General features: G+C 72.0%; 19 protein-coding genes, 1 tRNA gene and 2 pseudogenes. 13 read left to right on the top strand and 9 right to left on the bottom strand.

Going from position 1 to position 24037, the window contains the following annotated elements:
* Window positions 1-41 precede the first annotated feature (41 nt).
* Window positions 42-413 carry a DUF3040 domain-containing protein gene (locus ACIGJO_RS16405; RefSeq protein WP_399958320.1) on the top strand — a complete coding sequence of 124 codons (372 nt, stop codon included), beginning with the start codon at window positions 42-44 and terminating at the stop codon, window positions 411-413.
* On the opposite strand, the gene ACIGJO_RS16400 is transcribed toward ACIGJO_RS16405, so the two are convergent.
* Together ACIGJO_RS16400 and ACIGJO_RS16395 are read right to left on the bottom strand one after the other, a co-directional pair.
* Window positions 376-768 (bottom strand): helix-turn-helix domain-containing protein, encoded by a 393-nt coding sequence (locus tag ACIGJO_RS16400; RefSeq protein WP_399958317.1) that lies wholly within the window; start codon window positions 766-768, stop codon window positions 376-378. The genes ACIGJO_RS16405 and ACIGJO_RS16400 overlap by 38 nt on opposite strands.
* 184 nt (window positions 769-952) lie before the next feature.
* A pseudogene (locus ACIGJO_RS16395) lies at window positions 953-1108 on the bottom strand (AraC family ligand binding domain-containing protein); the annotation flags it as partial.
* Between the two features lie 132 nt (window positions 1109-1240).
* On the opposite strand from ACIGJO_RS16395, the gene ACIGJO_RS16390 reads away from it, so the two are divergent.
* The 5 genes from ACIGJO_RS16390 (at window position 1241) to ACIGJO_RS16370 (ending at window position 6419) form a co-directional block, all read left to right on the top strand.
* A complete protein-coding gene (locus ACIGJO_RS16390; RefSeq protein ID WP_399958315.1) occupies window positions 1241-2476 on the top strand; it encodes an MFS transporter in 1236 nt (411 codons plus the stop codon).
* A gap of 128 nt (window positions 2477-2604) precedes the next feature.
* A complete protein-coding gene (locus tag ACIGJO_RS16385) occupies window positions 2605-3336 on the top strand; it encodes a FadR/GntR family transcriptional regulator (protein ID WP_399958313.1) in 732 nt (243 codons plus the stop codon).
* 157 nt (window positions 3337-3493) lie between these two features.
* Entirely contained in the window at window positions 3494-4261 is a 768-nt protein-coding gene (locus ACIGJO_RS16380; RefSeq protein ID WP_399958309.1) for a (Fe-S)-binding protein, read from the top strand.
* Complete coding sequence (locus tag ACIGJO_RS16375) at window positions 4258-5790, top strand: lactate utilization protein B (protein WP_399958306.1); 1533 nt, start codon at window positions 4258-4260, stop codon at window positions 5788-5790. Before ACIGJO_RS16380 ends, ACIGJO_RS16375 begins: the two co-directional genes overlap by 4 nt.
* Window positions 5787-6419, top strand: a complete 633-nt coding sequence (locus ACIGJO_RS16370) for a lactate utilization protein C (protein WP_399958304.1) — start codon at window positions 5787-5789, stop codon at window positions 6417-6419. The genes ACIGJO_RS16375 and ACIGJO_RS16370 overlap by 4 nt, the downstream gene beginning before the upstream one ends.
* Window positions 6420-6469: 50 nt before the next feature.
* Here ACIGJO_RS16370 and ACIGJO_RS16365 read toward each other — a convergent pair whose 3' ends face one another.
* On the bottom strand, window positions 6470-8362 hold the full coding sequence (locus tag ACIGJO_RS16365) for a DUF2264 domain-containing protein (protein ID WP_399958301.1): 1893 nt from the start codon (window positions 8360-8362) through the stop codon (window positions 6470-6472).
* Complete coding sequence (locus ACIGJO_RS16360) at window positions 8359-9402, bottom strand: hydroxyacid dehydrogenase (RefSeq protein WP_399958298.1); 1044 nt, start codon at window positions 9400-9402, stop codon at window positions 8359-8361. The genes ACIGJO_RS16365 and ACIGJO_RS16360 overlap by 4 nt, the downstream gene beginning before the upstream one ends.
* Before the next feature lie 338 nt (window positions 9403-9740).
* Between ACIGJO_RS16360 and ACIGJO_RS16355 the strand changes: the two genes are divergently transcribed.
* The gene (locus ACIGJO_RS16355; RefSeq protein WP_399958296.1) at window positions 9741-10508 is read left to right on the top strand and encodes a sulfite exporter TauE/SafE family protein; all 768 of its coding nucleotides are present in this window, start codon (window positions 9741-9743) and stop codon (window positions 10506-10508) included.
* Between the two features lie 31 nt (window positions 10509-10539).
* Here the strand turns inward: ACIGJO_RS16355 and ACIGJO_RS16350 are convergent, their stop codons facing one another.
* Together ACIGJO_RS16350 and ACIGJO_RS16345 are read right to left on the bottom strand one after the other, a co-directional pair.
* On the bottom strand, window positions 10540-12069 hold the full coding sequence (locus ACIGJO_RS16350) for an amino acid permease (RefSeq protein WP_399958293.1): 1530 nt from the start codon (window positions 12067-12069) through the stop codon (window positions 10540-10542).
* A 145-nt stretch (window positions 12070-12214) separates the two neighbouring features.
* Window positions 12215-13222, bottom strand: coding sequence for a hypothetical protein (locus ACIGJO_RS16345; RefSeq protein ID WP_399958290.1), 1008 nt, complete (start codon window positions 13220-13222; stop codon window positions 12215-12217).
* A gap of 372 nt (window positions 13223-13594) precedes the next feature.
* On the opposite strand from ACIGJO_RS16345, the gene ACIGJO_RS16340 reads away from it, so the two are divergent.
* From ACIGJO_RS16340 to ACIGJO_RS16330, 3 genes are read left to right on the top strand one after another with little or no spacing between them, the layout of a single operon-like run.
* Window positions 13595-15028, top strand: coding sequence for an FGGY family carbohydrate kinase (locus ACIGJO_RS16340; RefSeq protein WP_399958287.1), 1434 nt, complete (start codon window positions 13595-13597; stop codon window positions 15026-15028).
* Entirely contained in the window at window positions 15025-16458 is a 1434-nt protein-coding gene (locus ACIGJO_RS16335) for an FAD-dependent oxidoreductase (protein WP_399958284.1), read from the top strand. The genes ACIGJO_RS16340 and ACIGJO_RS16335 overlap by 4 nt, the downstream gene beginning before the upstream one ends.
* Window positions 16455-17744, top strand: a complete 1290-nt coding sequence (locus ACIGJO_RS16330; protein WP_399958281.1) for an NAD(P)/FAD-dependent oxidoreductase — start codon at window positions 16455-16457, stop codon at window positions 17742-17744. Before ACIGJO_RS16335 ends, ACIGJO_RS16330 begins: the two co-directional genes overlap by 4 nt.
* A gap of 12 nt (window positions 17745-17756) precedes the next feature.
* Here the strand turns inward: ACIGJO_RS16330 and ACIGJO_RS16325 are convergent, their stop codons facing one another.
* The 3 genes from ACIGJO_RS16325 to ACIGJO_RS16315 form a co-directional block, all read right to left on the bottom strand.
* A complete protein-coding gene (locus ACIGJO_RS16325) occupies window positions 17757-18242 on the bottom strand; it encodes a hypothetical protein (protein ID WP_399958278.1) in 486 nt (161 codons plus the stop codon).
* A gap of 1 nt (window position 18243) precedes the next feature.
* Window positions 18244-18666: a DUF350 domain-containing protein gene (locus ACIGJO_RS16320; RefSeq protein ID WP_399958275.1), complete on the bottom strand. Its 423-nt coding sequence runs from the start codon at window positions 18664-18666 to the stop codon at window positions 18244-18246.
* A gap of 124 nt (window positions 18667-18790) precedes the next feature.
* Complete coding sequence (locus ACIGJO_RS16315; RefSeq protein WP_399958272.1) at window positions 18791-19303, bottom strand: DUF309 domain-containing protein; 513 nt, start codon at window positions 19301-19303, stop codon at window positions 18791-18793.
* A 108-nt stretch (window positions 19304-19411) separates the two neighbouring features.
* On the opposite strand from ACIGJO_RS16315, the gene ACIGJO_RS16310 reads away from it, so the two are divergent.
* The 3 genes and pseudogenes from ACIGJO_RS16310 to ACIGJO_RS16300 form a co-directional block, all read left to right on the top strand.
* Window positions 19412-22066 (top strand): ATP-binding protein, encoded by a 2655-nt coding sequence (locus tag ACIGJO_RS16310; RefSeq protein WP_399958269.1) that lies wholly within the window; start codon window positions 19412-19414, stop codon window positions 22064-22066.
* 50 nt (window positions 22067-22116) lie between these two features.
* A tRNA-Pro gene (locus tag ACIGJO_RS16305) sits at window positions 22117-22190 on the top strand.
* 867 nt (window positions 22191-23057) lie between these two features.
* A pseudogene (locus ACIGJO_RS16300) lies at window positions 23058-23891 on the top strand (IPT/TIG domain-containing protein); the annotation flags it as partial.
* Between the last annotated feature and the right edge of the window lie 146 nt (window positions 23892-24037).

Here is a 24037-nt window from a genome sequence, read left to right as displayed (position 1 = left end):
GCCTCGTACCCAGCGGTTTCCGCACCGGGAGGGAGACATTCATGCCCACGTACGACAAGCGGCTGCGTGATCTTGAGGAGCGACTGCGTCACGAGGACCGCGAGTTCGCCGATTCGCTGTCCGGCGGCAGCCCGCGTGCCCCGCGCGAGTACCGCCGGGTCCATGCCTGGATCTGGCTGGTGGCCGGGCTCGCCGCCCTGGGCGCCGGAATCGCCGCGGAGCACGGTCTCCTGATCGCCGCGGGCCTCGTGGCGGCCGGGGTGGCCGGGCAGCTCTTCGACCCTCAGCGCGGCCGCCGGTACGGCCGCCCGTACGGGCGGAACGTCCCACCCGCGCGCCGAGCCCGTCGGACATGCCCGCGTCCGGCGGACCCGGTCACGGCGCGCGGTCGGCGAAGTAAGCGGAGGGCGTGATGCCCAGTGCGCGGCGGAACATCGCGGTGAAGGCGCTGGGGGTGGCGTAGCCCAGCTCCGCGGCGACCGCCGTGACCGGGGTGCCGGACGCGAGCAGGGTGACCGCGTGGACGAGCCTGGCCTGCTGCACCCAGCGGGCCAGGCCCATTCCCGTGGCGGCGGCGAATCCACGCTGGAGACTGCGCGTACTCATGTGTGCGAAGGCAGCGGCCCGGGGCGTCGTCCACCGGCGGCCGGGGTGCTCCCGGATCGCCTCGCAGAGCCGGTGCACCCCCTCGGGCCCGTTGTCCCCGGGGGCCGGCAGATGCAGCGCGGGGACGGGGCGCGGGGCCAGCTCCAGCAGCAGCAGTTCCATGACCCTGCCGTCCCGGCCCCCCCGGGTCGTACTCCACCGGAATCCGGGTGGCGTCCTCGATCAGCTCGCGCAGGAGCGGGGAGACCGAGACGACGGTCGGTGCGGTGGGCAGGTGCCAGGAGGGCTGCGGCTCGATGTAGAGAGTGCGCATGGCCACCGCGCCCGCGCAGGTCATGGCGTGGGTCAGCCCCGCCGGCACCCAGACGCCCCGGGTGGCCGGAACCACCCAGACCCCGTGCCCGGTCGTGACGGTGATCGCTCCCGTCGTGCCGTAGATCAGCTGGGCCCGCCGGTGCTCGTGCGGCGGGATGTGATGACCGTCCGCGAGGTCGCGTGCCATGGCCCCGACGGGCCGGGGCACGTCCTGGTAGTCGTCGCGGAGCTCGCTCTTTCCATACATTGGCGCACTCTCGATAGATGATGGCGCTACGCCGAAAGTATGCCGGTACGGGCCGTCCTAACGTCGACCCATGTGACCCATTCCCACACCCGCACCGCACCCGAACCCGACCCCGGCCCCGGCACCGCTCCGGTACGTGTCCGGGGGCTGACGGCCCTGCTCGCCTGCACCAGCGCCGTCACCGCGGCGAACGTCTATGTGAATCAGCCGCTGCTGGGCGACGCGGCGGATTCACTGGGAGTGCCGCCCGATGTCCTCGGCTCCGTACCGACAGCCACCCAGCTCGGCTACGCGGCGGGCATCCTGCTGCTCGTACCGGCCGGGGACAGCCATGACCGGCGGCGGCTGATCCTCGGCCTCGGCACGGCCTCCGTGCTCGCGCTCGCCGCCTGCGCCGCGTCGCCCACGGTGTGGTGCCTGGTCGTGTCGAGCTTCGTACTGGGACTGCTGTCGCCGGTTCCGCAGCTCGTCACCCCCTTCGCCGTGGCGCTGGCCGGCCGGCGGGGCGGGGCGGGAGCGGGCCGGGGAACGCTGGTGGGTACCGTGCAGGCGGGGCTGCTGGTCGGGGTCCTGGCCGCACGCGCGTACTCCGGGGCGCTGGCCGAACTGTTCGGCTGGCGTGCCGTGTACGGCTGCTCCGCCGCGCTGACGCTGCTCCTGATGGCCGTGCTCCGGCGCGCCCTGCCCCGGGTTCCCCCGACCACCGGGACTCCTGCCTACCGCGCCACCCTGACCTCGCTGCCGAAGCTCTTCGCGGCCGACCGGCTCGTCCGGAGCATCACGCTCTCCGGCGCGCTGGTCGGCATCTCGTTCGGCGCGTTCTGGACGGCACTGACGTTCCTCCTGGAGCGCGCCTACGGCTTCGGCCCCACCGGGATCGGACTGTTCGGCCTGGTCGCCGCGGCCAGCGCGCTCGGCTCGCCGTACGCCGGACGGCTCGCCGACCGGATCGGGCACCGGCTCTCCCTCGGACTCCTCATCGGGCTGGTGGTCGTGGGGTGGGCGCTTCTCGCGCCCGGCGGTGACGGGCTGCTCTGGCTGATCGCGGGGGTGGTCGTTCTCGACGTGGGCGTCTGGGGCAGCCAGGCCGTCTGCCAGACGGCCCTGTTCACCCGCGACCCCGCTGTGCACAGCCGGCTCAACACGCTCTACTTCACCCTGCGTTTCCTGGGTATCGCGGTCGGGTCGCTGCTGGGCACCCTGGCCTGGGCGGGCGGCGGCTGGGCCGGGGTGGTGGCACTCGGTACGGGGGCGGCGGTGTGCGGCCTGCTGGTCGCGGTGGTGCCCTCCCGGAAGGCCGGGGCGTGAAGGCCGGCGCCCTCCCGGACGCCGTCGGGCAGCCGGGCCGAACGGTGCCCGACGGGTTCGGTCCGACCACATGGCATGCGTGACATAGTCTGAGAATTCGACCGTCCGTGAGGTGCAGGGAGTGGTGGATGCCCGTCGAGTGGCAGCCGGTACGGCAGTCCCGTACGCATGAACTCGTGCTCCAGAGCATCGAGGACCGGGTGTCCGCCGGTGAGCTGAGGGCGGGCGACCGTCTGCCGCCCGAACGGGAGCTGGCTCCCGTGCTCGGTGTGAGCAGGTCCGCGCTGCGCGAGGCGCTGCGGGTGCTGGAGACCATCGGAGTACTGGTGGCCCAGCCCGGCAGGGGCCCCGACTCCGGCGCCCGGATCGTCCGCAACCCGGACGACGCGCTCGGCCGGCTGCTGCGCCTGCACTTCGCGCTCGGCAGCTACAGCCTGCACGACGTCCTGGAGGCGCGGGTCGTCCTGGAGCGGTCCAGCTTCGAGGCGGCGGCGGGGTATGCCGGGGCCGAGGATCTCGACGAGGCGGAGGAGCTTCTCCGGCGGATGGGGGAACCGGACGTCACGGTGAGCGAGTTCAACGACCTGGACACCCGCTTCCATGTGCTGATCGCCCGGAGCTCCGGCAACGCGCTCACCTCCACGCTCACCTCCGCCGTACGCGAGTCGGTGCGCCCGCTGATCCTGCGCGCGCTGGAGGCGGCGGCCGACTGGCCCGCCACCGCCCGCGCGCTCAACGCCCAGCACACGGAGCTGCTGCGCCTGGTGCGCGAGGGGTGCGGCGCCGAGGCCGCGGACCTGGTGGAGGAGCACATCCGGGGGCTGCACGGCACGCTCGTCGACGAGAACGCCGGGAGCTGAGGGTCCGGCAAGCCATGCCGGGAGGACCAAAAGGAGGGCCAAAGGGACGGCCAAGGGGACGGTGCGCGGCGCACCGTCCCTTTTTCGTGCCTTCACGGTTCCTCATGCGGACCGAGGCTAGTATGGTCCGACCATACAAACGACCGAGGAGGCCCCCATGCGCATCGGACTCTTCGCCACCTGTCTGGGAGACACGCTCTTCCCCGACGCGGTGAAGTCCACCGCGGTCCTGCTCGCCCGCCTGGGACACGAAGTGGTGTTCCCGCCGGAGCAGACCTGCTGCGGCCAGATGCACGTCAACACCGGCTACCAACGTGAACCCGTCCCGCTGGTGCGCAACTTCGCCGACCAGTTCGGCGACGCCTCCATCGAGGCGGTCGTGATGCCGTCCGGCTCCTGCGCGGGCTCGGTCCGCCATCAGCACAGGATCATCGCCGAACGGTACGGCGACACCGCGCTGCGCGCCTCGGTCGCCACCGTCAGCGCCAAGACGTACGAGCTCTCGGAATTCCTGGTCGACGTCCTCGACGCCACCGACGTCGGCGCGTACTTCCCGCACCGCGTCACCTACCACCCCACCTGCCACTCCCTGCGGATGCTCCGGGTCGGTGACAAGCCGCTCAGGCTGCTGCGTGCCGTCGGCTCCATCGACCTCGTCGAGCTTCCCGAGGCCGATGTCTGCTGCGGCTTCGGCGGCACCTTCGCCGTGAAGAACGCCGAGACGTCCACCGCGATGCTCCAGGACAAGATGGCCGGCATCGTCGCCACCGGGGCCGCCGTGTGCACCGCCGGGGACTCCTCCTGCCTGATGCATATCGGCGGGGGACTCTCCAGGATCAAATCGGGTACGCGCACCCTGCATCTCGCCCAGATCCTCGCCGCCACCCGCACCTCGCCGTACCCCCTGCTGGAGGCCGCCGTATGAACACCTTCCTCGGCATGCCCGCCGCACCGCCCCGCTCCCCGTACGGGACGGGCAATCTGCGCGGCGAGCGGACGTTCCCCGAGGCCGCCCACGACGAGCTGCGCAACGGCCAGCTGCGCCGCAACCTCGGCCGGGCCACCCGCACCATCCGCGCCAAACGCCTTCACGTCACCGGTGAGCTCCCCGACTGGGAGCAGTTGCGCGACGCCGGATCGGCCATCAAGACCGACACCATGAACCGGCTCCCCGAACTCCTGGAACAACTGGAGCGCAAGGTCACCGAGCACGGCGGCACCGTCCACTGGGCCCGGGACGGAGCCGAGGCGAACGAGATCGTCACCCGGCTGGTGAAGGCGACGGGCAGCAGCGACGTCATCAAGGTCAAGTCTATGGCCACCCAGGAGACCGGCCTCAACGAGCACCTGGAAGCCGCCGGGATCACCCCGTACGAGACCGACCTGGCCGAACTCATCGTGCAGCTCGCCCACGACAGGCCCTCGCACATCCTGGTGCCCGCGATCCACCGCAACCGCGACGAGATCAGGCAGATCTTCCTCAAGGAGATCCCCGGCGTCGACCCGGGGCTCGACAATGTGCCCGCCCACCTGGCCGCGGCCGCCCGCGCCTATCTGCGCGAGAAGTTCATGACGACGAAGGTCGCCGTCTCCGGCGCCAACTTCGCGATCGCCGAGACCGGCACCCTGTCCGTCGTCGAGTCCGAGGGCAACGGCCGGATGTGCCTGACCCTGCCCGACACCCTCATCACCGTCATGGGCATCGAGAAGGTGCTGCCGCGCTACTCGGACCTGGAGGTCTTCCTCCAACTGCTGCCGCGCTCCTCCACGGGTGAGCGGATGAACCCGTACACCTCGATGTGGACCGGGGTGACGCCCGGCGACGGGCCGCAGGACTTCCATCTGATCCTGCTCGACAACGGACGGACCGCGGCCCTCGCCGACACGATCGGACGCGCGGCCCTCAACTGCATCCGCTGCTCGGCCTGTCTCAATGTGTGCCCGGTGTACGAACGGACCGGCGGACACGCCTACGGATCGACCTACCCCGGCCCGATCGGCGCGGTGCTCACCCCGCAGCTCGCAGGGATGCACGCGGCCAAGGACGACCCCAACAGCTCGCTGCCGTACGCCTCCAGCCTCTGCGGTGCCTGCTTCGACGCCTGCCCGGTCAAGATCGACATCCCCTCGCTGCTGGTCGAGCTGCGCCACCAGAACACCGAGCAGTCCGGTACGACGGCGGAGAAGCTGGCCATGAAGGCCGCCGCGGCCGTGATGAGCAGGCCGAAACTCTTCACCGCCGCGCAGAGGGCGTCCGGCCTCGGCCGGGCCGTCGCCGGGCGGGACGGCACGATCTCGCGCCTGCCCCCACCGCTCAACGGCTGGAGCGACAGCCGCGACACCGCCGCCCCGCCACGCCGGACCTTCCGCTCCTGGCTGGCATCGGAGGAGGGCGCCGCCACGATGCGCGCCGCCGCCGCTTACGACAGCAGCCGCCAGGAGGACGAGAAGTGACCACCGCCCGTGACACCGTGCTCGGCCGGGTCAGGGACGCCCTGGCCCTCGCCCCCGCCACCGCGGCGGTCGTCCCGCGCGACTACCGCACCGGCCGTAGCCTGCCCGAGGACGTACGGCTGGCCCTGTTCACCGACCGGCTCGTCGACTACAAGGCGCGCGTCCACCTCTGCACGGCGGACCGCACCGCCGACGTGCTCGCCGAGGTCCTGCGGGAGCACGGCGCGCACCGGATCGGCGTGCCCGCCGGGCTCGACGCGCGGTGGCTCGCCGCGTTCGACGGCGAGGTCCAGCAGGACTCCGCCGGCATTCCCGCGCCGAGCCTGGACACCCTCGACGGGGTGGTGACCGCGTCCGCCGTCAGCTGCGCCGAGACCGGCACGATCTTTCTGGACGGTTCGCCCGACCAGGGACGCCGGGCGCTGTCCCTCGTCCCCGATCTGCATGTGTGCGTCGTCGACCTGTCCTCGGTCGAGGCCGGGGTGCCGGAGGCGGTGGCCAGGCTGGTGCCCGAGCGGCCGACGACCCTGATCAGCGGGCCCTCGGCCACCTCGGACATCGAACTGGAGCGGGTGGAGGGTGTCCACGGCCCGCGCACCCTCGCCGTGGTGATCCGCACGGACGCGTAGGGCGGGACGGGACAGGGCGGGACCGGAGTCCGCGGCACGCGGGACCGCCCTCAGAGCTGATCCACCGTCACTCCCGACGGGCCGAAGACGATCCGCGTCCTCGCCCCGTCCCACGCCCACACGGCCTCCACCGTGTCACCGTCCACGGCCCGGACGTCCGTCACCGCGGCGAGTCCGCCCGCGTCCGGCTCCGCGGTGAGCGAGGCGAGCGCCACCAGCAGCGCCGTGCCGCGCGCGTCGGCGGAGAGCCGGGGCAGCACGGCCCAGCGGGTGAACGCCGTGCCCTGCGGGGCCCGCACCTCCTCGCGCTCCTGCCAGCCGTACAGCCCGTGCAACTGGGACCGCACCCCGTCCCCCGGGCCCGTCGCCCAGCCGGTCTGTTCGATCCGGGCCCCTTCCGGAGCCCCCAGCACCCGGTGCGCCCGCAGTTCGTAGCGGCCCCGCACGACGGTGACGCTCTCCACCCGCAGCCCCGGCACCGTGGGCGGCCCCGACGGGAAGACCGGACGGTGCCAGGAAGCGGCCCAGCCCCAGCCCTCGCCGTGCCCCGCGCCCAGCGGGTGGATGCGCACCCGCGCGCTGCTCGCCCCGCCGATCCGTACCGACAGATGGTTGTCCGCGGTGTTCGCGGAGGAGGTCGGACCGGTCACCGTGGAGTAGGCCTGCCGGGCGTAGAGCGGGTCCTGACCGGCCGCCGGCTCACCCTCGTGCGGCCGGACGTGGTCGCTGCCGTGATTGTGCAGCCGGACGATCCCGTCCGCCCGCGTCGACTGCACGAGCAGACCGGGAGCGGGTACGGACAGCGCCCGGTCGGGCCCCTCGCTCGGCGCGGGCTCCTCGGTCGCCGTCCACAGCGGATGCTCCGCGGGGGCGAGCAGCGCGACGAACGCCTTGGACGCCCAGTACGGCGACGAGGGGCCTGAGTAGGTCTGGAGCGTGGCCTCGTGGGGGCCGTGCCAGCCGAGGGAGAGCAGCCCGTCGTCCCCGGCCGCGCCGCGCTCCAGGAAGTAGCGCAGCGATCCGCTGACCAGCCGCCTGGACACCCCGGGGGAGAGCGGGGTGTGCCCGCTGACCGCACCGATCCCGGCCGCGGCTCCCGCCGCGAAGCGGTACGAGAGGGAGCGCCCGAAGTACATCGGCGCGCCATCGGCGCCGAACATCGCCGCATGGCTCTCCAGATGCTCGCGCAGCCGTGCCCCGTAGCGCTCGCCCAGCTCCGTGTCCCCCGACAGATGGGCGTCGAGCACCGGATAGAGGTGCAGGGCCCAGCCGTTGTAGTGGTCGAAGGCACGCCCGTCCCCGTCCGCGTACCAGCCGCCGCCCCGGTACCAGCCCTCCAGCAGCTCCAGCGCCCGCTCCCTGGCCCGCGCGGTCTCGGCGTCGCCGCGGCCCACCGACTCCAGGAACCCGGCGACGGAGTACGGGAACAGGTACCAGTTGTTCGGCGCCGGGGTGTGCCGCAGCGCTCCCCGGAGCCACTCCTCGGTCCGGTCCCGCACCCCCTCGTCGAGCAGGTCCCAGAGCCAGGGCCGGGTCAGCCGGAGGCCGATGGCGACGGACGCGGACTCCACCATCGGCTGCCCCTGCACCTGGTGGTCCAGGATCAGTGGCCAGGACTCGGTGTCCTCCCGCCCGGGGGTGCGCGTACCGGCGCCCAGCCCGTCCGCGTACCGCTCCAGCCAGCCGTGCGGATCCTTGCCCTCCGCGCCCGCGACGCGGAACGCGGCGGCCAGGAACGTACGGGCGTACCCCTCCAGCCCGTCGGACCGGACCCCGGAGGCCGAGGGCCTGCCCGGCAGGTCGAGCAGGGCCCGGCCGGGGGTGGCCCATCGCCAGGCGGCGTGCAGCAGTCCGTCGGCCGCGGCCTCCCAGTGCGCCCGGGTGTAACCGGTGTACGGGCTGCGGTCACGGTCCTCGGCGGGGAGTGCGAAGGAGAGGGTCATGCGAGGAAGCCCAGCCTTTCGGGTCGTACGGGATGGGCGAAGCCGTCGCCCGCGGCCCAGCGCCCGGCCTCACCGACAGCCAGTTCGGCCAGCCGGCGCCATTCGTTGCCCTGGGACCCGGCGAGATGAGGGGTGATCAGCGCGTTCCCGCAGTCCCACAGGGGGTGAGCGGCCGGCAGTTCGTCGGGGTCGGTGACATCGAGCACCGCCCGGATCCGGTCCCGCAGCAGTACGTCGGTCAGCGCGTCCTGGTCGACGACGGCGCCGCGCGAGGTGTTGATCAGGACGGCGTCCGGCCGCATGGAGGTGAGGAGTTCACGGCTGACGAGACCACGGGTTGCGGGCAGCAGCGGTGTGTGGACGCTCACCGTGTCGCTCAGCGCGAAGAGTTCGCCGATCCCGACCTGCCGGACGCCGAGCGCCCCGGCGTCCGCCGCGGAGACGTACGGGTCGTACAGCAGGACCCGAGAGTCGTACGGGCGCAGCAGCTCGATCACCCGTCGGCCGATCATCGAGGCGGACAGGATGCCCACCGTGCGGCCGTAGTTGCCCACCTGGGGAGGGGTGCTCAGCGGGTTCTCGCGGCGGCGGGCGGTCCGGTAGCCGCGTGCCCGTTCGAGGGCCCGCTTGCCGGACAGCAGGATCATCGCGACGGTGTACTCGGCGACCGGGAGGGCGTTGGCCGCGGCGGCGGACGAGACGTCGATGCCACGCTCCCAGCAGGCCTCGGTGACATGGCCGCGTACGGAGCCCGCGGTGTGGACGACGGCCCGCAGCGCGGGGGCCGAGGCCAGGACGTCCGCGTCCAGCGGCGGGCAGCCCCAGCCGGTGACCAGCAGTTCGACATCCGCGAGAGTGGCGCGGGCCCGGTCGGTGGTGAAGTCGTCGAGCGCGGGCGGCGGGGTGAGCGCGCACACCTCACCCAGTGCGGCCAGGGATTCCGGCGGGAAGACGGCGGCTGCCGCGTCCCTCCCCATCGCGAGGGCGGCGCGCGGTCGGCGTACCGGCACGGGCGCGGCGGAACCGGTGGTGGGGGTCATCTCTCTCCTGTCCGGTTGCTTGACGGCGCCCGCCGCGAGCCCCGGCCGCCGGAGGCACCGGAGCGGACCGAACGCGAGGATCAGCGGTGCCACGGCGAGCAGCGGACAACGGGAATCCTGATCGGCTGATCGTAAATGGTCAAGAGATCGCTCAGAAGAAAGTTGAAACGGTCAAACGATCATTTCTGGGTCGGGCCGGTCCTTCACGCCGAACCACGTACCTTGAGCGCGGGCAACGGCTCGGTACGGCCATGGCCCAGCGGCAAACCCCCGGCCGCCCGCCGGAAAGCGGAATGACCGGCCGCCGAAAACCCGGTGTGTCTACCATCTGATCTGGCATGGACACCATCACACTCTGGCAACTGGCCGCGCTCGCGGCGGCATCCACACTCGTCGGCTTCTCCAAGACGGCCGTCAGCGGTGCCAATACGATCAGTCTCGCGGTCTTCGCGGCCGTACTCCCGGCCCGCGAATCCACCGGGGTGCTGCTCCCGATCCTGATCGCCGGTGACATCCTCGCCGTGCTGGTCTACCGCCGCCACGCGCACTGGCCGACCCTGCTGCGGCTGTTCCCCGCCGTCGCCGTGGGCGTGGTGGCGGGAACGCTCTTCATGATGTGGGCGGGTGACGGCGCCGTACGGACCTCGATCGGCGCCATCCTGCTGTTCATGTCGGGGGTCACCATCTGGCGCCGGCGTACCGCCGCCGCCCCGGCCGAGGAGGGGGCGACGGAGCGGGGCCCCTCTCGCGGGGGCCGGATCAAGGCGCGTACCTACGGGGTGCTCGGCGGCTTCACTACCATGGTCGCCAACGCGGGCGGCCCCGTCATGTCGCTCTATCTGCTCTCCGCCGGTTTCCGGAAGCTCGGCTTCCTGGGAACGTCGGCGTGGTTCTTCCTGATCGTCAACACGTCCAAGGTGCCCTTCAGCGTGGGCCTCGGGCTCATCGACGCCCGGTCGCTGCTGCTGGACGTGTGCCTGGTGCTGTTCGTCGTCCCCGGCGCGTTCATCGGCCGCAAGTGCGTCGGCCGGATCAACCAGAAGGTCTTCGAACGGATCGTCATCGGGGCGACCGTGCTGGGCGGTCTCCAGCTGCTGCTGAACTGAAGCAGCGGCCGGACACCGCCCGGCACACCGGTCAGACGATGCCCTCGGCGATCTCCGCCTGCTCCCGGGCGTTCCCGTACGCGGACGGCGTGCTGTACGAACGGCGGGCGACGAACCACCAGACCGTGGCCAGGACCAGCACCGCGACCAGGGCGATCGAGGCGTAGTTCATGGAGTCGATCGTCACCGGCGAGGACTGCGGCAGCAGGAACAGCACGGTCACGATCGCGACCCAGACCACGGCGATCCAGCCGATCGGCTTGGACCAGCGGCCCAGATGCCACGGGCCGCGCTCGAAGCGGTCCCCGGCACGCAGCTTCAGATAGATCGGGATCGCGTAGGCGGGCGTGATGCCGATGACATTGATCGCGGTCACCGCGCCGTACGCGGTCGCGGAGTAAAGCGACGGCACCGCCAGCAGCGCGGCGACACAGACCGAGAGCCACACGGCCGGAACCGGCGTCTGCGTACGGGCGCTCACCTTGCGCCACAGCGCGGAGCCCGGCAGCGCGTTGTCCCGGCTGAACGCGAACACCATCCGGCTGGCGGCGGCGACCTCCGCGTTGCCGCAGAACAGCTGTGCCGCGATCACGATCAGCAGCATCGCCGTGGCGCCCGCGGTGCCCAGCGCGTCGATGAGGATCTGGGCGGGCGGCACTCCGGTGGCGCTGTTCTGCGTGCCCGCGTAGTCCTGGATCGCGAAGGTGAGCCCGGCGAGCAGGACGAAGCCGGCCACCCATGACACCCAGATCGCGCGGACGATGCCCTTGGCCGCGGTCACCGAGGCGTTGGACGTCTCCTCGGACAGATGGGCCGAGGCGTCATAGCCGCAGAAGGTGTACTGGGCCAGCAGGAGCCCGATCGCCGCGACGTACAGCGGGTTCTCCCAGCCGGTGTCATTGACGAACTCGGTGAAGACGAAGGACGGCGACTGGTGGTTGGAGGGCACGATCGCCAGTACGGAGACGATGACGGCCACTCCGCCGAGGTGCCACCACACGCTGATCGAGTTCAGCACGCTGACCAGACGGACGCCGAACAGGTTCAGGACGGCGTGCAGCAGCAGGATGCAGAGGAAGATCACCATCGTGGACCCGGGGGTGGGGTCGAAGCCCCACTGAAGGTTCAGCAGCGCGCCGGTGAACAGCGCGGCGCCGTAGTCGATACCGGCGATCGCGCCCAGCAGGCCGAGCAGGTTCAGCCAGCCGGTGTACCAGCCCCACTTGCGGCCGCCGAGCCGGTCGGCCATGTAGTACAGCGCCCCCGAGGTGGGGTAGGCGCTGGTGACCTCGGCCAGCGCCATGCCGACGCAGAGCACGAACAGGCCGACGCCGGCCCAGCCCCAGAGCATCACCGACGGGCCGCCGGTCGACATGCCGAACCCGTACAGCGTCATACAGCCGGACAGGATCGAGATCACGGAGAAGCTGATGGCGAAGTTGCCGAAACCGCCCATGCGGCGGGCCAGCACCGGCTGGTAGCCGAGCTCCCGCAGGCGTTGCTCTTCATCTCTCTGCGGAGCGGCCTCCGCGCTCGACTGCTTGCTGGTGGATATGGACATCGGGAGAACCTCCGGGTGGGGGTGGGGATGGAAAACGGTCCGGGGAAGGAGCGGGAAGGGGGACAGAGGTCGGCGGGAAGTCAGGGAAAGGGGCAGGCGTAAGGGACAACGGGCGCAGGAGGACCGGCCGGGCGTGAGCACGCACTCAGCCGTGCCGGCCGGCCCCCGGATCGTGCGCGGCGGTGAGACTCCGGCCGCGGGCCCGCAGGAACACTTCCTCGGCCGCCGCCGGATCATTGGGTGTACGGGTGCGGTACGCCCACGGAACCGAGGTGTAGTACGGGCCCAGCGACCGGAACACCGGTGCCGCCTCGGCGAACTGCAGGGCACCCCACAGGGCGTGGGCCAGATGGTTCAGATCGAGCAGCGACTGACGGGCCGGGTCGGTGCGGTGGAACCAGATGTGGAGCGCCCGTTGGGCGTCCCGCTCCCCGTCCTCGGTGACCCAGTGCAGATCCAGTGCCTTCTCGCCGCCTCTCTCACGGCGGTACCGCTCCACCCTGACGTACAGCGGAAGCACATGGAGCGGTGATCCGTCCGGAGCCGAAGAAGCCGCCCACTGAACGAAGTTGACGGCCTCGGACAGTGAACCTCCGCCCCGTCGGGCGTACACGAACTGGAGCATCCGGTGGTACGACTCGCGGTTGTACGGGTCGCGTCTGTCCGCTTCCGCCAGCAGGCCCCAGGGCCCCGGGAACAGCATCGGCCCCGGAGGTGCCAGCCGGTGTTCCTCCAGCCGCTGCTGTTCATCCAGCTGGGACAGGGCGAGCAGACAGATCCAGGGCACCGGGTCGGCGGGGGAGGCGTGCGCGGCGGACCGGCAGCCCTCCCAGGCCTCCTGCCACAACTGCTGTGCGTGCGGGCTGCGTTCACGATGTGCGCGGATGGCACGCTCCACGACGACCCGGGCATGCATCACGGCCGCGGCGACGCTCCGGGGTTCCTCGGCCAGCCACGCCTGTACGGCGTCGGAACCCGCGGCCACCGCGCCGAGCACCTGGGTGCGCTGGGTCCACAGGGACCAGTCCGGGGTGCTCTCCAGCAGGTTCCGCATGGAGACCCAGCGGCCGGTGCGCAGGTCCTGCAGTGCGCCGCGCAGATCATTGTCATGGCCGGCGGGATGGTAGACCGGCCGGAAGTCACTGGGGGCCATCGGCTCGCCCCGCCCCCGGAGGACCTGAGGGGGCGAGGCGGAATGCCGGGCACCGCGGCACGGCTAAGGGGCTGGTCGTCATGAATCCTCAAGAACGTGGGGGGTGGAGCAGCTGCGGTGAGCGAACTGCGCCGGAGAGTCCGGTTGTTGCTCGGCGGTGAGTGTAGAGCGCCGGGCGCCGATCTTCCGACGACTTTGCGGATCCTACTGAAATGCCGGGTGCCCCAAGGGTGTTGACGTCGACATTCCGGTTCCGGCAAGGTATCGGTGCCCGGGGTTGACGAATGCCGTGGTCTGCACGACTCTGTGCGTGAAAGACCAATGATCACCAATTCCGTTCCCCCTCGGGACCACCGCACAGCTGGAGCGTCGATGTCAGGCCCCGTGCTCGCCGTCGACCAGGGGACGTCCGGAACGAAAGCGCTGGTGATCTGCCCCGAGCGCGGGGTGATCGGCTCCGGTTCGGCGCCGGTCCGGCCCCGCTACGGCGCCGGGGGGGCCGTCGAGGCGGACCCCGCCCAGTTGCTCGGCTCGGTCCTCGACGCCGGGCGGCAGGCGCTGCACGACGCGGGCGAGCCGGTCGCCGCCGTCGGCCTGGCGAACCAGGGGGAGACGGTCCTCGCCTGGGACCCCGCCACCGGGGCGCCGCTCACCCCCGCGATCGTCTGGCAGGACCGGCGGGCCGAGGCCGTGTGCGCCGAACTCACCGACCGGGGCGATGAGCTGAAGCAGCTCACCGGTCTCCCGCTCGACCCGTACTTCGCCGCACCCAAGATGGCCTGGATCCGGCGCGAACTCACCCGCGATGGCGTCGTCACCACCAGCGACGCCTGGCTCGTCCACCGGCTGACCGGCGCGTTCGTCACCGACGCGGCCACCGCGGGACGCACCCAGCTCCTCGACCTGGACCGGGTCGGCTGGTCGCCCGCCGCCCTGGAGATCTTCGGGCTCGGCGGGGAGCGGCTCCCCGCCGTGACCGACGCCGACAGCCCGGTGGGCACCACTTCCGCCTTCGGCGGCGAACTGCCGCTGACCGGCCTGCTCGTCGACCAGCAGGCGGCACTGCTGGCCCAGAGCGCCCTGGACCCGGGCATGGCCAAGTGCACCTACGGCACCGGGGCGTTTCTCCTCGCCCAGACCGGGGACCGGCCGCGGCGCGGCTCCACCGGTCTGGTCAGCTGTGTCGCCTGGCGGCTCCGCGGCCGTACGAGCTACTGCCTCGACGGCCAGGTCTACACCGCCGCCTCCGCCGTCCGCTGGCTCACCGAGCTCGGTGTGATCTCCGGCGCCGCCGACCTCGATCCGGTCGGCTCCGCCGTCCCGGACGCGGGCGGCGTCACCTTCGTGCCGGCACTCGCGGGACTCGCCGCCCCCTGGTGGCGCGGCGACCTGCGCGGCTCGATGACGGGCCTCGGCCTGGACACCACCGCGGGCCACCTGGTGCGGGCCCTGTGCGAGGGCATCGCCGCACAGGTCGCCGAACTCGCCGACGCGGCCGCCTCGGACCTCGGCGGACCGCTGTCGGTACTGCGCGTGGACGGTGGCCTGACCCGCTCCGCGCTCCTCCTGCAGACCCAGGCGGACCTGCTGCAACGGCCCGTCGAAGTCTCCGCCCTGCCCGACGTCACCGCACTCGGGATCGGCGCCGTGGCACGCCTCGGCCTCGACCCGGACCTGCCGGTCCGCGAGGCCGTACCCACATGGGAACCCGCCGCCGTGTACGAGCCCCGGATCACGGCGGACGAGGCAGCCGAACGCCGCGCCGGATTCCGTGCGGCGGTGGACACCCTCCTGGAGCGCGCATGAGGCCCACCGTCACCACGTCCGGAGATCTGCCGGGTGGCGTCACCTACGACGTCACGGTCATCGGCGGGGGAGTCGTCGGCGCGGCAGTCGCCCGCGAACTCGCCAAGTACCCGCTCCGTACCGCACTGGTCGAGGCCCGCGACGACATCGGCGAGGGCACGTCCAAGGCCAACACGGCGATCCTGCACACGGGTTTCGACGCCGTTCCCGGCTCGCTCGAAGCGCGCCTCGTACGCGAGGGGCAGCGGCTGCTGGCCGGGTACGCCACCGGGACCGGCATCCCCGTCGAACGCGTGGGCGCCCTCCTCGTGGCCTGGGACGAGGAACAACACGCGCTGCTCCCGCATCTGTTGGCGAAGGCGGAGCGCAACGGCTACCACGCGGGGCGCCTGCTGGGAGCCGAGGAGCTGTACAGCCGGGAACCCCGTCTGGGGCCGGGCGCGCTCGGGGCCCTCGACATCCCCGACGAGAGCATCATCTGCCCTTGGACGACTCCTCTCGCGTACGCCACCCAGGCCGCACTGGCGGGGGTCCATCTGCACCTCGGCTGCCGGGTCCTGAGCATCGACAGCGGCCCGGACACCGGCTCCGGCGCCGCGGCCGGCCGCCACACCCTCACGACCTCGCGCGGCCCGCTGCACACCCGCTACCTGGTCAACGCCGCAGGGCTGTACGCCGACGAGATCGACCGGCGGCTGGGGCTGGGCACCTTCACCGTGACGCCCCGCCGGGGCGAGCTCATGGTCTTCGACGAGCTCGCCCGCGACCTCGTCCGCCACATCCTGCTGCCCGTGCCCACCGCCGCGGGCAAGGGAGTTCTGGTGGCGCCCACAGTGTTCGGCAATGTGCTGCTCGGCCCCACCTCCGAGGAGCTCGACGACAAGACCGACACCGCCTCCAGCGCGGACGGCCTCCACTTCCTTCGGGAGAAGGGCCGCCGCATCCTGCCCGAGCTGCTCGACGAGGAGGTCACCGCCGTCTATGCCGGGCTCCGGGCCGCCACCGGTCAGGAGGACTACCGGATCCAGGCACACCCCGACCGGCGCTGTGTCACCGTCGGCGGAATCCGCTCCACCGGACTCACCGCGTCGATGGCCATCGCCGCCCATGTCACCGGGCTGCTCGACGGCATCGGCCTGGATCTCGGCACCCCGCGCGAACTGCCGGCCGTCACGATGCCCAACCTGGGAGAGGCCTTCCCCCGCCCCTATCTGCGAGCCGACCTGATCGGCCGGGACCCCGCGTACGGCACCATCGTCTGCCACTGCGAACGCGTCACCCTGGGCGAGATCCGCGACGCCCTCTCCGCCACCGTCCCGCCCGCCTCCCTGGACGGCCTGCGCCGGCGCACCCGGGCCCGGGGAGGCCGCTGTCAGGGCTTCGCCTGCGGACCCGCCGTCCGCGCGCTGTTCGAGGGGGCCCGGCCGTGACCCGGAACGAACGGGCCGTGGACGTGCTGGTCGTCGGGGCCGGTCCGGCCGGTCTGGGAGCCGGAGCCGAACTCGCCGCGTCGGGCGCCGGCCGGGTCGAGATCCTGGAGCGCGAACTCGACGCGGGCGGCGTGCCACGCCACTGCCACCACGGCGGGTTCGGCGGACGGCTGCGCGGCGGGGACACCGGGCCCGACTACGCCCGCCAGTGCGTCAGGGCCGCCGTGCGCGCGGGAGCCGTGCTCCGTACGGGAGTCACGGTCACCGGCTGGGCGAACGCCACCCCCGCCGGATCCGCCGCCGACAGCCCGGCCGCCGCCCCGTACCCCGTCGGCGCACACGTCCTGGACGTCACCGGACCGGCCGGGCTGGAGCGGATCACCGCCCGCGCGGTCGTCCTGGCCACCGGTGCCCGGGAACGTCCGCGCAGCGCCCGGCTGATCCCCGGTGGCAGGCCCTCCGGCGTATACACCACCGGCGAACTCCAGCAGGCCGTCCATCTGTACCGGCAGCCGGTCGGCAGCCGCGCGGTGGTCATCGGCAACGAACCCGTCGGCCACGCGGCGGCCGACACCCTGCGTGCGGCCGGGGCCGAGGTCGTCGCCATGGTCACCGACCAGCCGCCGTCCCCGGTCGCCGCGCTCCTGCGCCTCCAGGGCCGCTGTCCGCTCTTCACCCGCGCCACCGTCATCGGACTGAGCGGCCGCACCCGGCTGACCGGAGTGACGCTGCGCCACGAGGACGGCCGCACCCTGACCATCCCCTGCGACACCGTGGTCCTCACCGGCGACTTCGTCCCCGACCACGAACTCGCCCGGCGCGGCGGCCTCACCCTCGACCCCGGCACCCGGGGGCCGGCGTACGACGCCGACTACCGCACCTCACGGCAGGGGGTCTTCGCCGTGGGCAATCTGCTGCACGGCGTCGAGCGGGCGGGGGTCGCGTCGTCCGAGGGCCGTGCCGCGGCCGCTCCCGTGCTGAGCCATCTCGCCGGGACCGCGCCGCCGGCCCGGCCGTCGGTGCCGCTGGCGGTCGGTGCCCCGCTGCTGTGGATCGCACCGAACCGGACCGGTCCGGCCGGGTCGCGCCCCCTCCGCGGCCGGTTCGTGCTGCGTACGGCGCGGCGGCTGGAACACCCCGTCCTCGTCGTCACCCAGGACGGGCGCGAACTCGACCGGCAGCGCCTGCTGCTGCCCGCCGTCCCGGGCCGGCCCTTCCACCTGGGCGCGGGCTGGCTGGAGCGGGCCGATCCGCACGGCGGTACCGTGCGGATCACCGCCGTGTGAGCGCCCCGGAACTCAGGGGATCAGCAGCCAGTCCGCGCCGACGGCCGCCACCAGGCCCACGCCCAGCAGCCAGCTGCCCAGCCGGGTCCGCCCGTTCCTGCTCAGCTCGATCACGACGCCGCACAGGATCAGCGCGAGCCCGTACACGCCGACGACCAGCACGGACGAGCGGCTGGCGATCCGCAGCGCCAGAACCACGGCCATCGCCGCCATGCCCACCGAGGAAAGGACGATCCGCAGCCGCCGCGCCTGACGTGGTGTCAGTCTCTTTCCGTCGGTGGCGACTGCGGCTATCGGGGCGTCCACGCCTTGGTCCTGTCCCTGGTCCTGGTCAGAAGTGCTCATGGAGCCGGATCGTAATGGCTGTGCGGCGCGAGGGTCCGCGGACCGGGGAAGATCATGTCCGGGGGAAGCGCCGGAGCGGGCTTCGCGGGAAGCGGCCGCGGGGGCGTCCGGGAAGCGTCCGGGGGGCGGCCGCGGGGGCTTCCGGGGAGGCACCTCAGGCGATGGACGCCGAGACGACGGCCGAGACGGCGAGGTTGCAGGACCCCGTCACCCAGACCGCCGGGTGCGGTTCCCGCTCGACCAGCGTGGCTCCGAGCTTCCCGGGGGTGACCAGGTCGACCACCAGGAACGCCACGGCCATCAGCACCAGACCGAGCACCCCGAACGCCGCGGTCGACACCAGTCCCTTGCCGAAGTCCTCGTACGTCGTCCAGATCGAGGTGAACACGATGCCGCCGATGCCCAGCAGCGCCGAGCTGAGCAGCACGGCCGCGTTGCGGTTGCGCTCCTCCCAGATCTGCCGGCCCAGCCTGCCCGGCGTCAGGAGGTCGACCAGCAGGATGCCGAGCACGAGCAGTACGACGCCGAGGGCCCCGTAGGCGGTGGCGCGGCCGAGGCCGTTGATGATGTCGGTCATCGGGAGTCCGTCTCCAGAGCAGGCGGTGGGAACCGGGAAACACGTCGGGAACAGGGAAAACGCGTCAGGAAGAGGGAAATCTATCGCACACCTGATCGCACGCTCCCTCGCTGCCGTGGTGCTTCTACTTCCGCAGCCGAGGCGCCTCCGCCGCCGCGTCCACGTTCCCCGAATCCCCGGCAGCACCAGCGGTCCTCGCCGCGCCCGCCTCCACCCGCCCGGCCAGCTCCGTCGCCCAGCCGACCAGCGAGCCGACGCCGATACCGTGCGGATCGGTGTCACGGAAGGCACTGATCGCCCCCGCGCCCCTGCGCAGCAGCCGCGCCCCGCCCGCCGTGTTGCCCCGGGCCGCGTGTGTCAGCCCGACAGCCAACTGGGCCAGCCCGCGCCACAGTTCACGTTCCCCCTCGGGCCCCGACTTCCAGGCGTCCTCGAACACTTCATGCGCGTGAAAGGGCATCCCCGCGTCCAGCAGCCGCTGCGCCTCCCGCACGGTCTCCCGCGGAGTACGGACCACGCCTTCCGGCTGCCGCTCCACCCCCGGGGTCCCGTAGGGCAGGGGGCGCCCCAGCCCGTCCCGGGGGCGCGCGTTGCGCGCCCTGCCCTCGGCGTCACGGTCCCTGCGAGTTTCGTCCACTACCCGATTGTGCCCCGTACCTGCGAGGAATGGCTTGAACACTGTCCGTGGGCCCCCGCGCACGACTAGTCTCGACAGTCGTCAGTGCCACTTTGGGGAAGGGTGGGCATGAAGCCGTCCCGGCCGTTGTACGAGCGTGAACCGGAACTCGCCGCAGCCGCTGCGGCCGTGGAAGCCCTCTGCGGCGCCCAGGCAGTCGGCGGACTGGTGGTCTTCAGTGGTGAGGCGGGCATCGGCAAGACCGCGCTGCTCGCCGAGGTCCAGTCGATGGCGTCCGACCGCTGCACCGTCTGGTCGGCCCGCGGCGGTGAGACGGTGACATCGGTGCCGTTCCACGTCGTGCGGCAGCTGCTCCAGCCCGCGTTCGACCAGTTCGCCGCCGATGAGACCCGGGCGCTGTTCGGCGACTGGTACGAGATCACGGCACCCGCACTCGGCCTCGCCGAACCGAGCGGTCCGCAGCCCGACCCGCAGGGTGTCCGCGACGGCCTCGACTTCTTCGTCTCCCGGCTGGCCTCACGCCTCAGCCACCGGCCGCTGCTGCTCATCGTGGACGACGCCCACTGGGCCGACGGCGAATCACTCGCCTGGCTGGCCTCGTTCACCGCACGCCTCGGTGAACTCCCGCTCCTGGTCGTCCAGGCCCACCGTCCGCAGGAAATGGCCGAGCGCGACGCGAGCTACACCGCCGACCGGGACGCCGAGCGCAACCCGGCCGGCCACGCCCCGCTGGTCCGGGTCGCCCTGCGCGCCCTCACCCCGGACGCCACCGCCGAACTGGTCCGCGCCGCCCTCGGCGAGCACGCGGACGACCCGTTCTGCCGCGAGGTGTGGGCCGTGACCGGCGGCAACCCGTACGAGGCGGTCGAGCTGGTCGCCAAGGTCCAGGACCGTGAACTGCCGCCGGTCGAGGAATCGGCGGGCACGCTGCGGGAACTGGGCGCGTCCGCCCGCGGCAGCGGACTCGTCGCCCGGCTCGAACGGCTGGGCACGAACGCCAACCGGTTCGCGTGGGCCGCCGCGGTCCTGGGCACCGACATCTCCCAGGAACTCGCCGCCACCCTCGCCGGGATGAGTTCGGCGGAGGCCGCCGACTGCACGGCGCGGCTGCGCGACGCCCGTATCGTCAGCGGCTTCGACCCGCTGGAGTTCGTGCACCCGCTGATCGCCACCGCCGTCTACCGCTCCATCCCGCCGGCCACCCGCACCGCGATGCACGGGCGGGCCGCCTGGGCCATCAACCGCGCCGGGCTCGGCGCCGCCGCGGCCTCCCGGCATCTGCTCGAAGTCCACCCGGACGACGACCAGGAACTGGTCGCCCAGCTCCGCGAAGCCGCGGGCCAGCACCTCGCCGTCGGCGCTCCCGAAGCGGCCCGGCGCTGCCTGGAGCGCGCGCTGGAGGAGCCGCCCCGCCCGCACGCGCGGGCTGCCCTGCTGTACGAGCTGGGCTGCGCGACACTGCTCAGCTCACCGCCCACCACGGTGCGGCACCTGCGGTCGGCCCTCGACCTGCCGGGGCTGGACGACGGGCTGCGGGTGGACGCCACCTTCCGGCTCGCCGCCGCCCTGGCCCACAACAACCAGCTGAGGGACGCGGCGCTCGCGCTGGCCGCGGAAGCGGCCCGTACCGCTCCGGGGCCCGGACTCATGCGGCTGCAGGCGGCGCACTTCCTCTGGGAGGGCATGCAGGCCACCGAGTCCGATGGTCCGAGCCGTTCCCGGCGGCTGGCCCGCAACGCCGATCATCTGGAGGGCCGCGACAACGCCGAACGGGCGTTGCTCACCCTCCGCGCCTTCGACGCCATGCTGCGGGGCGAGAACTCCCAGGTCGTCGTCGACCTCTGCGAACGCGCGCTGATCGACGGCAGTCCGGCGCGCGGCCTCGGCTGGACCGACTCCGAATGGGGCTTCGAGCTCCCCACGATGGTCGGCATCGCCTACGCCTTCACCGACCAGCTGGACCGGGCCGAGAGCCTGTTCGGCGAAGCGGTGCGCGCCTTCGAGATCTCGGGGTGGAGCGGGGCGCACCTCGCCTTCGCCCACACCTTGCTCGGACTGGTCCACCGCCGTCGCGGCCGCCTCGCCGAGGCCGAGGGATTCCTGCGCGAGGGACTGCGCCTGGCCGACCGGGTCGGCAGCGGGCTGCCCGTCCACTGGGACGCCACCTGTCTGCTCATCGACACCCTGCTCGCCCGCGGACGCACGGCGGAGGCCCGTCTGGTCGCCGACCGCTACGACTTCGGCGCCCCCTATCCCAGCGCCATGGTGCTGCCCGACGCTCCGTGCGTCCGCGGCCGGCTGCTGCTGGCCGAGGGCCGTACGAAGGAAGCCGTCACCGAACTGGAGGCGGCGGGCGCGGCGCTGGAACCACGCGGACGGTTCAACGGAGTCTGGGCACCCTGGGCCGGCGATCTCGCCCGCGCCCTGGTCGACGACGACCCGGCCCGTGGAGCCCAGCTCGCCGCCCGCGCCAGGGTGCACGCGGAACGGTTCGGTACGGACACCGCGATCGGCGAAGCCCTGCGCAGCGTTGCCCTCTTCGCCCCGTCGGAGGAATCCACGCGTCTGCTCGCCGAGTCACTCCGCCACCTGGAGAAGTCCCCGTCCGCGTACGAGCACGCCCTGGCCCGGGTGGACTACGGAATCGCGATCCGCTCGCACCGGGAGCTGGCACGGGCGCAGAAACAGGCCATGACCTGTGGAGCGGAAGGGCTCGCCGCCCGCGCCCAGCAGGCACGGGCGTCGATCCGGTCCTCGGAGTGAGGTAAAGTTCCTCTTGCGCGGCCACCCGGGGCAACCGGGAGGAAACGCATCGGGACGTGGCGCAGCTTGGTAGCGCACTTGACTGGGGGTCAAGGGGTCGCAGGTTCAAATCCTGTCGTCCCGACTGTGCGGAAACGCAGGTCGGAGGCCGTTCTCTCATCCATGGGAGGGCGGCCTTTCGTGCGCCCGGGGGCATGGTGGTCGCAGTGTGGTCGCGGGCCCGAGCCTGGAGCGGTTCGCCGTGGCACTGGCGGCATGCGGTGCGGGGGAGCGGAACTTGTGGAGGGCTTCGCGGAGGTGGGGAATGTGGTCGTAGTCACCCTGGTCGGGGCGGGCGGCCAGTAGCTCCTGCCGCCGTGGTGCGCGTGTGGGCGATCGCGTCGACGGCCTGGTGTGCGGCCTGTTGGGTGAGGTGGCTGTAGAGGCGGGCGGTGGTCGACGGAGTGGAGTGCCGCAGCGTCTTGGAGACCACGGCGAGCGGGGCGCCGGCGGTGATCGTGATGGGCGGCTAGGAGTGGAAAGCTCCCGAGATGACGTAACCATCGGCCCCGAACAGGCTTCCAACAATGTGCTGGACCGCACTGGTCTTCAGCCAGATTGCCGTGGCGGCCAATTGCCACCGCGTAGCGGGCACGCTTATCGGTACGACGACCAACCCCGCGGATGGGCGCAGAGGACTTTACACACTTCGCGCCTGCTCCAATTCGGACGAATCTGACCTGGAGATGGCGCAGGTGTGCGGAGGCTGTCTATGGGGCGTGGTAAGCCGGCGACGTCTGTCCGAGCACCCTGAGCTGAGGTTTCTGGATGGTTGATCTCCATCATGGCCTGATGGTCAATAGTGCTGTGAGTGTGTCGCGTTGGCGTGATCTTGTCTTCTTCGGCTCGATGGCGACAGTTTGTGTGTAACTTGTGATCGCTCGCCTGGAGATGTGGGTGTCGTGGGCCATTCGTGGCTCATGAGGGGGTTCTGGGGAGGGGCGGCGTGCGCATGCGCGGCGAACGGTTCGGAACAGGTGTGTCCGCACGTTGGCGGGCACTCACGGTCGGGGTGCTGGGGCTGGCTTTGTCGGTAGGGCTGGTGTCCGCCGAGGCGGCCCCATCCGCCCCCTCATCAGGAGTGTCTTCGCAGACTTGGGACGGCACTCTCAGCGAATCGACGCCGGTGGGCAGCCCGGCGGGGCCGACTGCACCCGCAGCCGCCGAGCCGACCACGAACAATGCGGTGTATGCCTACGATGCGGCATCCCGCCTCGTAGGTGTCACGGACCCGGGAGGCCAGACCGCTCGCTACCGCTACGACGCGGCGGGCAACCGCCTCGGCGTGGACCGTTTCGCGTCGAGTGACCTGTCGGTTCTCTCCCTGGTTCCTGTCCGCGCTGCATCCGGCGCGAGCGTCACTCTTTCCGGCACGGGGTTCTCGACAACAGCGGCATCCAACACGGTCTCGTTCGGAACGAAGACCGCCACGGTCACGTCGGCGTCGGCCACCCGACTGGTGGTGACCGTTCCCGAAGGCGCGGCCAAGGGGCTGGTCTCGGTAGCAGTCGGCGGTGCCAGTGCAGCGTCTGTGGAGACCTTCACTCCAGCCCCGGGCAAGCCCAGCGTCACCTCATATGCGCCGACCTCCGGTCCGCCAGGGACAAACGTCGTGCTCTCCGGGTCTGGTTTCGCGTCCGCTGCGACGGACAATGTCGTCCGATTCAACGGCGGCAGGATCGCGGAGGTCGTTGACCGTGCTGACGACGCTCTGACGGTGAAGGTCCCCGCAGGTGCGACTACAGGCCGGATCACGGTTGAGACCCCTGACGGCCAGGGAGCGGTTCCCGGCGACTTCAGTGTTCCCCTGGGGGGAGACGAGTTCGAGACCACGGTTCGCACGTCGCCGACCGATGAAGATCCGCCTTCAGTCTCGATCTCGGCCTCCGACAAGAGAGCCCGGGTTCTGATTGATGCCGACGCAGGCGACTC

Origin of the sequence: Streptomyces sp. NPDC079020 (assembly GCF_044542225.1) — a bacterium.
Taxonomy (GTDB): Bacteria; Actinomycetota; Actinomycetes; order Streptomycetales; family Streptomycetaceae; genus Streptomyces.
The sequence above is the reverse complement of the archived record's forward strand: the minus strand, read 5'-3'. Positions and strand labels throughout refer to the sequence as shown.

Bases quoted from the DNA above. Each gene is read 5' to 3' on its own strand.
- ACIGJO_RS16355 (WP_399958296.1), top strand. From the start codon at position 9,741: ATGGACACCATCACACTCTGGCAACTGGCCGCGCTCGCGGCGGCATCC.
- ACIGJO_RS16335 (WP_399958284.1), top strand. From the start codon at position 15,025: ATGAGGCCCACCGTCACCACGTCCGGAGATCTGCCGGGTGGCGTCACC.
- ACIGJO_RS16345 (WP_399958290.1), bottom strand. From the start codon at position 13,222: ATGGCCCCCAGTGACTTCCGGCCGGTCTACCATCCCGCCGGCCATGAC.
- ACIGJO_RS16405 (WP_399958320.1), top strand. From the start codon at position 42: ATGCCCACGTACGACAAGCGGCTGCGTGATCTTGAGGAGCGACTGCGT.
- ACIGJO_RS16400 (WP_399958317.1), bottom strand. From the start codon at position 768: ATGGAACTGCTGCTGCTGGAGCTGGCCCCGCGCCCCGTCCCCGCGCTG.
- ACIGJO_RS16380 (WP_399958309.1), top strand. From the start codon at position 3,494: ATGCGCATCGGACTCTTCGCCACCTGTCTGGGAGACACGCTCTTCCCC.
- ACIGJO_RS16365 (WP_399958301.1), bottom strand. From the start codon at position 8,362: ATGACCCTCTCCTTCGCACTCCCCGCCGAGGACCGTGACCGCAGCCCG.
- ACIGJO_RS16360 (WP_399958298.1), bottom strand. From the start codon at position 9,402: ATGACCCCCACCACCGGTTCCGCCGCGCCCGTGCCGGTACGCCGACCG.
- ACIGJO_RS16310 (WP_399958269.1), top strand. From the start codon at position 19,412: ATGAAGCCGTCCCGGCCGTTGTACGAGCGTGAACCGGAACTCGCCGCA.
- ACIGJO_RS16320 (WP_399958275.1), bottom strand. From the start codon at position 18,666: ATGACCGACATCATCAACGGCCTCGGCCGCGCCACCGCCTACGGGGCC.
- ACIGJO_RS16350 (WP_399958293.1), bottom strand. From the start codon at position 12,069: ATGTCCATATCCACCAGCAAGCAGTCGAGCGCGGAGGCCGCTCCGCAG.
- ACIGJO_RS16375 (WP_399958306.1), top strand. From the start codon at position 4,258: ATGAACACCTTCCTCGGCATGCCCGCCGCACCGCCCCGCTCCCCGTAC.
- ACIGJO_RS16340 (WP_399958287.1), top strand. From the start codon at position 13,595: ATGTCAGGCCCCGTGCTCGCCGTCGACCAGGGGACGTCCGGAACGAAA.
- ACIGJO_RS16385 (WP_399958313.1), top strand. From the start codon at position 2,605: ATGCCCGTCGAGTGGCAGCCGGTACGGCAGTCCCGTACGCATGAACTC.